This window comes from Arthrobacter sp. SlRoot2-15, from assembly GCF_059739345.1.
Genome location: NZ_AP046058.1, coordinates 1,218,007 through 1,229,763, shown reverse-complemented (window position 1 = coordinate 1,229,763; position 11,757 = coordinate 1,218,007). Strand labels below are relative to the sequence as shown.

At 68.9% G+C, this 11,757-nt stretch carries 8 protein-coding genes and 1 rRNA gene; 7 read left to right on the top strand and 2 right to left on the bottom strand.

Going from position 1 to position 11,757, the window contains the following annotated elements:
- The first annotated feature begins 43 nt into the window (after nucleotides 1–43).
- Together rrf and AC6I9V_RS05550 are read left to right on the top strand one after the other, a co-directional pair.
- Nucleotides 44–160, top strand: a 5S ribosomal RNA gene (gene rrf, locus AC6I9V_RS05555).
- 504 nt (nucleotides 161–664) lie between these two features.
- Complete coding sequence (locus AC6I9V_RS05550; protein WP_497898631.1) at nucleotides 665–1,162, top strand: SRPBCC domain-containing protein; 498 nt, start codon at nucleotides 665–667, stop codon at nucleotides 1,160–1,162.
- 153 nt (nucleotides 1,163–1,315) lie between these two features.
- On the opposite strand, the gene AC6I9V_RS05545 is transcribed toward AC6I9V_RS05550, so the two are convergent.
- Nucleotides 1,316–2,347: a LacI family DNA-binding transcriptional regulator gene (locus AC6I9V_RS05545; RefSeq protein WP_497898630.1), complete on the bottom strand. Its 1,032-nt coding sequence runs from the start codon at nucleotides 2,345–2,347 to the stop codon at nucleotides 1,316–1,318.
- Nucleotides 2,348–2,349: 2 nt separating this feature from the next.
- Nucleotides 2,350–4,086, bottom strand: a complete 1,737-nt coding sequence (locus AC6I9V_RS05540) for a glycoside hydrolase family 13 protein (RefSeq protein ID WP_497898629.1) — start codon at nucleotides 4,084–4,086, stop codon at nucleotides 2,350–2,352.
- 325 nt (nucleotides 4,087–4,411) lie between these two features.
- Between AC6I9V_RS05540 and AC6I9V_RS05535 the strand changes: the two genes are divergently transcribed.
- The 5 genes from AC6I9V_RS05535 to AC6I9V_RS05515 all read left to right on the top strand — a co-directional run bounded on the left by AC6I9V_RS05535 (nucleotide 4,412) and on the right by AC6I9V_RS05515 (nucleotide 11,754).
- Nucleotides 4,412–5,710 (top strand): sugar ABC transporter substrate-binding protein, encoded by a 1,299-nt coding sequence (locus AC6I9V_RS05535; protein ID WP_497898628.1) that lies wholly within the window; start codon nucleotides 4,412–4,414, stop codon nucleotides 5,708–5,710.
- A 133-nt stretch (nucleotides 5,711–5,843) separates the two neighbouring features.
- A complete protein-coding gene (locus AC6I9V_RS05530; protein ID WP_497898627.1) occupies nucleotides 5,844–7,496 on the top strand; it encodes an ABC transporter permease subunit in 1,653 nt (550 codons plus the stop codon).
- The gene (locus AC6I9V_RS05525) at nucleotides 7,493–8,458 is read left to right on the top strand and encodes a sugar ABC transporter permease (RefSeq protein WP_497898626.1); all 966 of its coding nucleotides are present in this window, start codon (nucleotides 7,493–7,495) and stop codon (nucleotides 8,456–8,458) included. The genes AC6I9V_RS05530 and AC6I9V_RS05525 overlap by 4 nt, the downstream gene beginning before the upstream one ends.
- 2 nt (nucleotides 8,459–8,460) lie before the next feature.
- Nucleotides 8,461–10,335 (top strand): glycoside hydrolase family 13 protein, encoded by a 1,875-nt coding sequence (locus tag AC6I9V_RS05520; protein WP_497898625.1) that lies wholly within the window; start codon nucleotides 8,461–8,463, stop codon nucleotides 10,333–10,335.
- A gap of 48 nt (nucleotides 10,336–10,383) precedes the next feature.
- On the top strand, nucleotides 10,384–11,754 hold the full coding sequence (locus AC6I9V_RS05515; protein ID WP_497898624.1) for an FAD-binding oxidoreductase: 1,371 nt from the start codon (nucleotides 10,384–10,386) through the stop codon (nucleotides 11,752–11,754).
- Nucleotides 11,755–11,757 lie beyond the last annotated feature (3 nt).

Below are 11,757 nucleotides of genomic sequence, written 5' to 3'. Positions count from 1 at the left end.
GGAACACCCCCACAGAGGGCCACCAGGGGCGCGGACACAGGGTTACGGCGGTCATAGCGTGGGGGAAACGCCCGGTCCCATTCCGAACCCGGAAGCTAAGACCCACAGCGCCGATGGTACTGCACCCGGGAGGGTGTGGGAGAGTAGGTCACCGCCGGACATCTATTAGGTCGAGAGCCTCCAACCACCACGTTGGAGGCTCTCCCCCTTTAACCCCCAAACCACCCCGGACGCTCCCGCAGCACTAACACTCATCCGAATGACGCTCCCGCAGATCCTGCCGGCACGTCAAGAACCCTCCCGCAGCGGCGGCCCCAATCACCCCAACCCTCCCGCACTTCCGGGGCCGAAAGAGGGAACCCTCCTGCAGCAGCGTGTGCCCCCCCGGCGTTGGCCGAGGCACTCCGGACATGTGACAACTACAGGACCTGCCGTCAGAGCGGGCGCGTCGGGGAGAGGCCTGTCAGATGTGAGGGGGCGTCGCGGAGAGGCCTGTTAGATGTGAGGGGGCGTCGGGTAGGAGCGCGCCAGATGTGAGGGAGCGTCTGGTAGGAGTGTGCCACAGGTGAGGGAGCGTCGGGTAGGAGCGTGCCAGATGTGCGGGAGCGTCGGGAGTGGGCGGGGGCGCCTGGTCGGCCGGCGGCACGCAGTAGAGTTGGTGCCCATGGATAACCTCTTCAGCCACGCTGCGGCCTCTCCGGAACCCGAGCCGGCAGGGGGTCTCGAGCCGGTGGTGTTTACCGTCGTCGTCCCCGGCGCGGTCGCGAGGGCTTTTGTCGGATTCACCGAGCACACCCATCTCTGGTGGCCGCTCGAGGACCACAGTGTGTACGGTGCGGGCTCCTATGTGGAGTTCGAGGAGAACCTGATCCTCGAAACCGGTGACGACGGCCGGACCGCCATCTGGGGCACCATCGACGAGTGGCAACCCCCACTGTCCTTCCACGCCAGCTGGCACCCCGGCACGCAGGCCCTGTGGTCCACCGAGCTGCGCGTCGCCTTCCGCGCGGTGGAAGGCGGCACGGAGCTGCGGTTGGTACAGAGCGGCTGGGAGGGCGCCCAGGACCCGGCTGCGACGCGTGCGGAGTATCAGGCGGGCTGGCCCGGTGTTCTGGCAAAATTCGTCCGCTTTATGGGCGGCCAGGAGCCAGAGCTCCCGTAATGCGGCGCTCCAGCCCAGTTCCTGGCAGCTAGACCGCACGGCGCTCAGGCGATTAGCTGGCCCTACGCTGTTTTCGCGCCGCTGGATCTAGCCAGCAGAGGGGTAACCGGGCTGGAGCGCGGCCGTCCGCCCGCGGACGGAATTACGGGACGGCTAGCGCAAAGGCGCGGCGTCGACCGGTGGAACCGCCGTGCTGGAACGGATCACAAAGCTGGTCGGATACTCGGTGTCCGCCGCCGCCGTGTCCGTGCCGCCTTCAAGGCCGGCCAGCAGCCGGCGGACTGCCAAGGCGCCCTGGCCGCGGGGGTCCTGGTCGATGGTGGTCAGGCCGAACAGTTCGCCGAGTTCGTGGCCGTCGATGCCGATCACGGACAGATCCTGCGGAACCCTCAGCCCGAAGTCGCGGGCGGCGAGGATGGTGCCGATGGCCATCTCGTCCGAGGCCGCGAAGACCGCCGTCGGACGCTCAATCGAGCTGCCCAGCAGCTGACGTGCGCTGGCGTACGCGCCCTGGATGGTGAAGTCGGCTGAGACCAGCCACTCGGGCCGGATGGGCAGGCCCGCGTCCCGCATGGCCTTGGTGAAGCCGCCCTGGCGGGTCCCCGGCAGCCGGAAGTCCTTCTCGTACGCGGCGTCGCCGGTCATGTGCGCGATCCTGCTGTGGCCGAGCTGGATCAGGTGCCGGGCGGCGGCTTCGGCGATGCCCGAATCGTTGATCCGGATCGTCGAGGCGCCCGGCAGGGGCCCGCCGATCCCGACGATGGGCCGGTGGATGGCGAGCAGCTGCTGGATCTCGGCCTCGCTGAGCTCCAGGGACACCGCGATGACCGCGTCCACGCGCTTGCGCAGCAGGAAGTCGTTGAGGACGCTGTGCCGGCGTTCCTCGCCCTCACTGACGTTGTAGAGCGTGAGGTCGTAGCCGGCATCGAGCAGGGTCGCGGAGACGCCTTCCACCACCGAGGAGAAGAACCAGCGGTGCACCGAGGGAACCACAACGCCGACGTTGTGGTTCCGCCCGGACGCGAGGCTGGAGGCGTGGTAGGAGAGCACAAACCCCAGTTCGGCCGCGGCTGCCTGGGCTCGCTCACGGCTTTGGGTGGAGACGTTGCCCTTGCCGCTCAAGGCGCGCGAAACGGTGGCGATGGAGAGGCCGGCCCGTTCCGCGACGTCCTTGATGCCGGGCATTTTCAGCTCTCCGTGTCCTCGATGTAGATCTCCAGCCAAACAGTTTCACCTGAGCTTAACCGATGGGCGGCGCCGTCCGGTTCCGGTGACGTGGAGCTGCGGAGCAGGACCTCGCCGGCGGGCAGTTCGAGGGAATCCGGCCCGACGTTCATCAGCACCGCAGTAGTGCCGTTCAAGTAGGCCAGCGACGTGTCTGTGCACCAGTCCTCGAGCCAGGCGAGGGAGCCCTCGCCGAGGCCTAGCTCGCGCCGGAGCCCCAGCATCCGCCGGTACAGGTTCAGGTGCGACGACGGCGACGCGGCCTGGGCGTCGCGGGCCAGCCCGGCGAAGCTCGACGGCTGCGGCAGCCACGGGTCGGCTCCGGCGCCGAAGCCCGCGTGGGCGTCGCCGGAGCGCCACGGCAGCGGCACCCGGCAGCCGTCCCGGCCCAGCCGTTCGCCGCCGGTGCGCCCGAAGGTGGGGTCCTGGCGCTGGTGGGCGGGGATGTCGATGCCGTCGGGCAGGCCGAGCTCTTCGCCCTGGTACAGGTAGGCGCCGCCGGGCAGGCCCAGCATGAACATCGAGGCTGCGGCCGCGCGGGAGCGACCAAGCTCCTCGTCCGGCTGCGCATCGGCCGGGCCGATGCCGTCGCCGTCGCGGGGAGCCGGACCGTTGTAGCCGAAGCGGGTGGCGTGCCGGACGACGTCGTGGTTGGACAGCACCCAGGTGCTCGGGGCGCCGACGGCGTCCAGGGCGGTCAGCGAGTCCGTGATGACGCGGCGCATGCGGTGCACGTCCAGGCCGGCGTGCAGGTACGGGAAGTTGAAGGCCTGGTGCATTTCGTCCGGGCGGACCCAGTCGGCCAGCCGGGGGAGCGGGTCCACGTTGGCCTCGGCGCAGAGGATGCGGTCGGGACCGTATTCGGCCAGGATCCGGCGCCAGGTGCGGTAGATGTCGTGCAGTGCGGGCTGGCCGAACATCGGGGCCTCGTGCCCGGGGAAGCCGTGCGAGCTGTTGCCGTCGGCGCGGCCGCCCCACTCGGGCAGGCCCGGGGCCTTGACGAGGGCGTGCGCCACGTCGACGCGGAAGCCGGAGACCCCGCGGTCCAGCCAGAAGCGCAGGACGCGCTCAAACTCGGCGTGGACGGCGTCGTTGTCCCAGTTGAAGTCGGGCTGGGAGGTGTCAAAAAGGTGCAGGTACCACTGGCCGGGGGTTCCGTCCGGCTCGGTGATCCGGGTCCAGGCCGGGCCGCCGAAGTGCGACTGCCAGTTGTTGGGCGGCAGCTCGCCGGCGTCGCCGTGGCCGTCGCGGAAGATGAACATGTCCCGTTCCGGGCTGTCCGCAGGTGTGGCCAACGCGGCCTGGAACGCGGAGTGCTGGTCCGAGCAGTGGTTCGGCACCAAATCGACGATCAGGCGCAGGCCGAGCCGGGTGGCCTCGGCCATCATGGCGTCGAAGTCGGCCAGGGTGCCGAAGAGGGGATCGACGTCGCAGTAGTCGCTGACGTCGTAGCCGGCGTCGCGCTGCGGGGAGCGGTAGAACGGCGAGAGCCAGACGGCGTCGATGTCAAGCTCCGCGAGCTGGTGCAGTTCGGCCGTAATGCCCGCCAGGTCGCCGACGCCGTCGCCGTTCAGGTCCCGGAAGGAACGCGGGTACACCTGGTAAATGACGGCGGAGCGCCACCAGCCGGGGGTGTGGTCTGCGGCATGCACCAGGGTCAAGGGGCTGGCCAGGGCGGAGAGGACTGAATCAACGGACATGCCGGTAATCGTAAGGCCCGCCGGCCAAAATTGAAAACGCTTCCAGTCGCAGGGCGCCGGTGCGTCGGATTCTCGCTCCCCGCCGAATCCCCGGGCAAAGACGGCATCCGGCCCCTGACTGCGCGGGTTCTCGGAATCCGCAGGAACGCGGGCATGGTCGGCGGGCCGCGACACGCCCCGCTAGAATAACTTTCCAAAGCGTGCATCACCGTGTAGCTTGGAAGCGCTTGCAGCTGTGAGCCACATCACCGACGATGCCACCGGGCCCGGATCCTACCGATCAGGGCCCAACGCGTGGATGCAGGATTTTATGAAAGGGACACCAATGAAGGTGCAGAACACCCTCACGACCGGGACCAGCCGCCGGGTCTTCACGGCAGGCGCGATCTCCGTGGCCGCGGCGCTGGCACTGAGCGCCTGCGGCGGAGCGGCAGCCACCGCCCCGGCCACGGCCACCGCGAAGCCGGACCTCAAGTCCGCCGGCGCAGCCACGATCACCATGTGGGTCGACGCCGAGCGCTCGCCCGCGCTGAAGGACATCACCGCGAAGTTCCAGGCTGACACCGGAATCGAAGTAAAGCTCGTGGTCAAGGACTTCGCCGCAGTCCGCGACGACTTCATCACCCAGGTTCCTACCGGCAAGGGCCCGGACCTGATCGTCGGCCCGCACGACTGGGTAGGCAAGTTCGTCCAGAACGGCGTGATCGCACCCGTCGAGCTCGGCGACAAGAAGGCCGCCTTCCAGGATTCCTCCATCAAGGCCATGACCTACAACGGCTCGGTCTACGGCGTTCCCTACGCGATCGAGAACATCGCGCTGCTGCGCAACACCGCGATCGTGTCCGACACGGCCAAGACCATGGATGAGGTCATCGCCAACGGCAAGAAGGCCGTCGCCGACGGCAAGGCCAAGTTCCCGTTCCTCGTCGGAATGGACCCGAAGCAGGGCGACCCGTACCACCTGTACCCGCTGCAGTCCTCCATGGGCTCGCAGGTCTTCGGCAAGGCCTCCGACGGCGGCTACGACCCGAAGCAGCTTCTGATCGGCGACGCCGCCGGCGTCGAGTTCGCCAAGAAGCTGGCCGCCTGGGGCGACGCCGGTGAGAAGATCATCAACTCCAACATCACCGGTGACATCGCCAAGGAGAAGTTCCTGGCCGGCGAATCCCCGTACTTCCTGACCGGCCCGTGGAATGTCCCGGACGTGCAGAAGAAGGGCATCAAGTTCGCCGTGGACGCACTGCCGACCACGGGCGGCCAGCCGGCCCAGCCGTTCATCGGTGTTAACGGCTTCTTCATCAGCGCCAAGAGCGCCAACGCCCTGGCCACCAACGAGTTCGTGACCAACTACCTCACGTCCGAGGCAGCCCAGGACTCCATGTACAAAGCCGGCGGCCGCCCGCCGGCGCTGAAGGCCTCCTTCGAGAAGGCTGCAAGCGACCCGGTTGTGTCAGCCTTCGGCAAGATCGGCGCCACCGGCGTCCCGATGCCGGCCATCCCGGAAATGAGCGCGGTCTGGGCTGACTGGGGAGCCACCGAGCTCGCCCTCATCAAGGGCCAGGGCGACCCCGCCGCTGACTGGGCCAAGATGGCAGCAAGCATCAAGACCAAAATCGGGGGCTAGCCCCCGAACCGGTTCCTGACCCCTCAACACTATTGAGGAGCGTCAGGAACCGGCCAGCACCGGGCCGGGCGGCACCAAACCGCCCGGCCCGTTCCTGCATCACCCCAGCTTCCCCCAAGGACTGAAGACAGCTATGCCAGAAACTGAACTCCGCGAGGGCTCAGGCCCCGACGTCGTGCCGGCCACCCAGGGCGCCGGCCCCTCCGCCCCCGGAAGGCAGCGCGGCACCTCCCGCCGCCGTTTCGGTCCGGACGGCACCAAGGGGACCATCGCCAAGATCGTCCTGCTGGGCCTCGTGGATGCCGTGGCCGTCTACGTCCTGATGATGCTGTTCTTCAGCCACTCCTGGGCGGCTCTGGCCGTCTCCGCCGTCGTTGTGCTGGCGATCAACTGGATTTACCTGCGCAAGGGGGGCCTGCCCGCGAAGTACCTCGCGCCCGGCGTGCTGTTCCTGCTGGTCTTCCAGGTCTTTGTGGTCATGTTCAGCGGCTACATCGCCTTCACCAACTACGGCGACGGCCACAACAGCACCAAAGATGATGCCATTGCGGCCATCCAGCTCACCGCCCAGAAGCGCGTGCCTGACTCGCCGGCCTACAAGGCCGCCGTGCTGGCCAAGGACAACTCGTTCTACCTGCTCTTCACCGCCCCGGACGGCAAAGTCTCGCTCGGCAGCACCGACACCCCGCTGAAAAGCGTCGACGCAGCCGGCAAGGACTCCACCGGCAAGGCCAACGCCCTGGACGGGTACCGGACCCTGAACTTCCAGGAAATCGTGGCCAACCAGCAACAGATCCTGGGCATCACCGTCCCGGTCTCCTCCGACCCGGCCGACGGCACGCTGCGCACCGCCGACGGCAGCAACGCCTACCAGTTCAAGCCGGCCCTGAAGTACGACGCCGCCGCGGACACTTTCACGGACACCGACACCGGCGCCGTCTACCGCGACAACGGCAAGGGCGCCTTCGCCGCCGACAGCGGCGAGACGCTGTCCACCGGCTGGAAGATCGACGTCGGGATGGAGAACTTCGCCCGCGCGTTCACCGATCCAAGCCTGCGCGGGCCGCTGCTGGGCGTGATCCTCTGGACCTTCACCTTCGCGCTCGCCTCGGTTGCCCTGACCTTCGCCCTGGGCCTCTTCCTGGCCATCACGTTCAACCGCGAGGACCTCAAGGGCAAGAAGGTCTACCGGATCCTGATGATCCTGCCCTACGCCTTCCCCGCGTTCCTCACCGGGCTCGTCTGGTCCGGCATCCTGAACCCGGAGTTCGGCTGGCTCAACCAGACTCTGCTCGGCGGCGCCTCCATTGGCTGGCTGACCAACCCGGTGCTGGCCAAGATCAGCGTGCTGGTGGTCAACCTCTGGCTGGGCTACCCCTACATGTTCCTCGTCTGCACCGGTGCCCTGCAGTCCCTGCCGAGCGAGCTGGACGAGGCCGCCCGGATGGACGGCGCCGGCCCGTGGCGGGTGTTCCGCTCCATCAAGCTGCCGCTGCTGCTGGTCTCGATCGCGCCGCTGCTGATCTCGTCCTTCGCCTTCAACTTCAACAACTTCAACGTGATCTTTATGCTCACCGGCGGCGGTCCGCGCTTCGCGGACACCAACCGGGACATCGGAGCCACCGACATCCTGATCACCCTGGTGTACAAGGTGGCGTTCGGGCAGGGGACCGGCCGTGACTACGGCCTGGCCAGCGCCCTGGCGATCATCATCTTCATCATCGTGGCCACCGTATCGGCCATCAGCTTCAAGCAGACCAAGGCACTCGAGGACGTGAACTCATGAACGGGTCAGCACCGCGCACCGCTCCGGCGGCACCCACGACGGACCACCCGACCGCCGCCGGCGGCACCACCGACGTCGACTACCTCAAGTCCCTGCACCGCCGGCGCCCGTTCGGGGCCTGGTTCAAGGACAAGGGCTGGCGCCACGTGGTCGGCGTCGTCGTCACCATTTTCGCCATCTTCCCGCTGCTGTACGTGCTCTCGGCGGCCCTGAACTCCACCGGCACCCTGGTGGGCTCCAACGCCCTGTTCAGCAAGATCGACTTCGGCAACTTCGCGGCGCTCTTCAACATCCCGTCCCGGCCCTTTGCCCGCTGGTTCCTCAACACCCTGGTGGTGGGCGGCGTGACCTCCGTGGCCACGGTGTTCCTCGGCGCCATGGCGGCGTACGCCTTCTCCCGGATGCGCTTCACCGGCCGCCGCGTGGGCCTGCTGAGCCTGCTCCTGCTGCAGATGTTCCCGCAGCTGCTGGCCGTGGTGGCCATCTTCCTGCTGCTCAGCGGCATCTCCGAGGTCATCCCGGCGCTGGGCCTGGGCAGCCAGCTGGGCCTGATCATGGTCTACCTGGGCGGCGCACTGGGCGTGAACACCTACCTGATGTACGGCTTCTTCAACACCGTGCCGCAGTCCCTGGACGAGGCCGCCAAGATCGACGGCGCCAGCCACACCCAGATCTTCTTCGGCATCATCATGCGCCTGGTCACCCCCATCCTGGCGGTCGTGGGGCTGCTGACCTACATCTCCATCTCCGGCGAATTCGTCATCGCGTCCGTGGTGCTCACGGACCCGGACAGCCAGACCCTGGCCGTCGGGCTCTACTCGTTCGTGGCGCAGCAGCGCTCCGAAAACTGGGGCGTCTTCGCGGCCGGTGCGGTGATCTCCGCCCTGCCGGTGATGGCCCTGTTCCTGTTCCTGCAGCGCTATATCGTCAGCGGCCTGACGGCGGGCTCGGTGAAGGGCTAGGCATGCCCGCGGCGCACACGGCGGGGCTGCTTCCGCACCACGACGGCTCGGGGCTGCACGCCCCGCAGCGCGTGGAACTCGGGGAAGCAGCCCGGCTCCGGCTCCGCGTCCCCGAGGCGTGGGGGCACGCGAGCCGGGTCTGGCTCCGGTCCGTGCACGACGGCGAACCCCGCTACACCGCCGCCGCAGGCCTCGGTACGGCCGACGGCTGGGCCTGGTGGGAGGCCGAGCTGGCGGTCACCAACCCGGTGGCCCGCTACCGCTTCCTGATCGAGGCCGGGCAGCAGTACTGGAGCCTCAACGCCCAGGGCCTCTTCAGCCGCGACGTCTCCGACTACGCCGACTTCCGGCTGACAACTTTCACGGCCGGCCCAGAGTGGCTGCGCCGGGGCACGATGTACCAGGTCTTCCCGGACCGCTTCGCGCGCTCGTCCGCCGGACAAAACCCAGCTTCGGCGCACCCGGCCCCGGGCTGGGCCGTCCCCTGCGACTGGGACACCACCGCGGTGCAGGGCGCCTCCGCGCAGACGCCCCTGCAGTTCTACGGCGGCGACCTGCACGGCATCACCGAGCACCTAGACCACATCCAGGAGCTCGGGGCGGACATCATCTACCTGACGCCGTTCTTCCCGGCGCGCTCCAACCACCGCTACGACGCCTCCACCTTCACCGCGGTGGACCCGTTGCTCGGCGGCGATGAGGCCCTGGTGGAACTCGTCGAAGCGGCCCACGCCCGCGGCCTGAAGGTGATGGGGGATTTGACCGCCAACCACTCCGGCGACGCCCATGAGTGGTTCCAGCGGGCCCTCGCCGACCCCGGCTCCGAGGAAGCCGGTTACTACTACTTCAGCGCGGACCACAGCAGCTATGAGGCCTGGTACGGCGTGCCCTCCCTGCCCAAGCTCAACTGGGCCTCGGCCGGCCTGCGGGCGAAATTCGTGCTCGACGACGATTCCCCGGTGGCGCGCTGGCTCCGTCCGCCGTTCAACCTGGACGGCTGGCGGATCGACGTCGGCAATATGACCGGGCGGCTGGGAGTGACCGACCTCAACCAGGAGGTGGCCCGGCTGATCGCGGAGCGGGTCCGGGCGATCAACCCGGACGCGGCGCTGCTGGCGGAGGCAACCAACGACGCCGCGCCGGACTTCAGCGGCGAGCACTGGCACGGCGCCATGACCTACTCCAACTTCACCCGCCCGCTGTGGGCCTGGCTCGCCGGCGACGCCGGGCATGTCAACTTCTTCGGCACACCCCTGGCCGGACCGAACCGGATCGACGCGGAGGATTTCCTCGCCACCCACCAGGACCTCGCCGCGGCCTTCAGCTGGAACGTCCGGCAGCAGAACATGAACGCCCTGAACAGCCACGACACGGCCCGGGCCGCCACCGTGATGATCGACGGTGGCCAGCAGCTCGGCGCGGTGCTGATGTTCACCCTCCCCGGGGTGCCGGTGGTGTTCGCCGGCGACGAGTTCGGGCTCAAAGGCGACAACGGGGAGTTCTCCCGGACGCCCATGCCCTGGAACGACCCCGCCCGGGTCCCGGCCGATCTGCGCGGCGCCTACACCGCACTCACCGCGCTGCGCCGGGACCAGCCGGCGCTCACGGGCGGCGGCATCCGCTGGCTGCACGCGCAGGGGGATGTGCTGGCCTTCGTCCGGGATACCGCGGACAGCGCGGTGCTGGTGGTGGTGGCCCGGGCCGCCGCGGACGTGCACCTCGCCGCGGGCCTGCTCTCCGACCGACAGCTCGCTGCCCTCGCCCTGCCGCCGGCCTTCGCTGTCGGAGACATCACTGCGGCCGGGGCACACTTCCGGGCCGGCGGCCCGGCGGCCGCCGGCTGGGTGCTCCCCGGGGTAACGCTGCCAGCACCCTAGACTGAAGGCCAGGACTGAAGGCCGGATTCGACGGAGAACTGGTGAGCCATGCGCAGCATTGTTGAGGAGCTGATGAACGCCCTCGGAGCGGAAAAGGTCGTGGTGGACGAGGCCTCCCTCGCCGGCTACGCCGTGGACCAGGCCCCCGTGCTGGACTACCAGCTCCCGCAGGCCGCGGTCCTCGCCGAATCGATCGAAGACGTCCAGGCCGCCGTCCGGGTGTGCGCCGCCAGCAGGGTGCCGCTGGTGGCCCGCGGTGCCGGCACCGGTGTGTCCGGCGGCGCCCACGCCAGCGAGGGGTGTGTAGTGCTCAGCCTGGAACGGATGAACCGCATCCTAAACCTCAATGCGGACGACGAGACCGCCGTCGTCGAACCCGGGGTCATCAACGCGGACCTCAACGCTGCCGCCGCCGTGCATGGGCTGATGTACGCCCCGGATCCCGCGAGCTACAGGATCTCCACCATCGGCGGCAACGTCGCCACCAACGCGGGCGGGCTCCGGTGCGCGAAGTACGGGGTGACCCGGGACTCGGTCCTGGCGCTCGACGTCGTGCTCGCGGACGGTTCGCTCATCCACACCGGGCACCAGACCTTCAAGGGCGTGGCCGGCTACGATCTCACCGGGCTGTTCGTGGGCTCGGAGGGGACCCTCGGGATCGTCGTCGGGGTCACGGTACGGCTGAAGTACCTGCCGCGGGAGGTGCACACGATCGCCGCGTTCTACCCGGACTTCCGCAGCGCCGCCGCGGGCGTCCTCGCCGTCGGCCGGGCACGGGTGCAGCCGGCCATCATGGAACTGCTCGACGGCGGCACCCTGGCCCAGCTCGATGCGATCCACGGCTCGGACCTGGCCTCCCGCGGCACCTCGCTGCTGCTGATCCAGACCGACGGCTTCGGCGCCGCCGCCGAGGCCGCAGCGATCCGGCCGCTGCTCGCCGCCGGCGGGGCCGTGGTGACCATGGAGGCCAACGCCGAAGCCGAACAGCTGGTGGAACTGCGCCGCAACAGCCGCGGCGTGGAGGTCGACGACGAATACCGGGTGGGCGAGGACGTCGCCGTGCCGCGCTCCCGGCTGGTGGACTACGTCGAGGAGCTCGAGGCCATGGCCGTGCGGCATGAGGTCAAGCTCAAGGTGGTGGCGCACGCCGGCGACGGCAACCTGCACCCCACCTTCTGGGTGGACCGGACCGGGGGCGGGGTGGACGCGGGGGCCATGGAGCGGCTCGGCGCGGCCCTGGACGATTCCGTCACGGTGGCCCTCGCGATGGGCGGCACCATCACGGGGGAGCACGGCGTGGGCCAGTACAAGCTGCGCTGGCTGGGCCTGGAGCAGAAAGAACCGGTGCGCGAACTGCAGCGCCGGGTCAAGGAGCTCTTCGACCCGGCCGGCATCCTCAACCCCGGCAAGGCGATTTAGCCC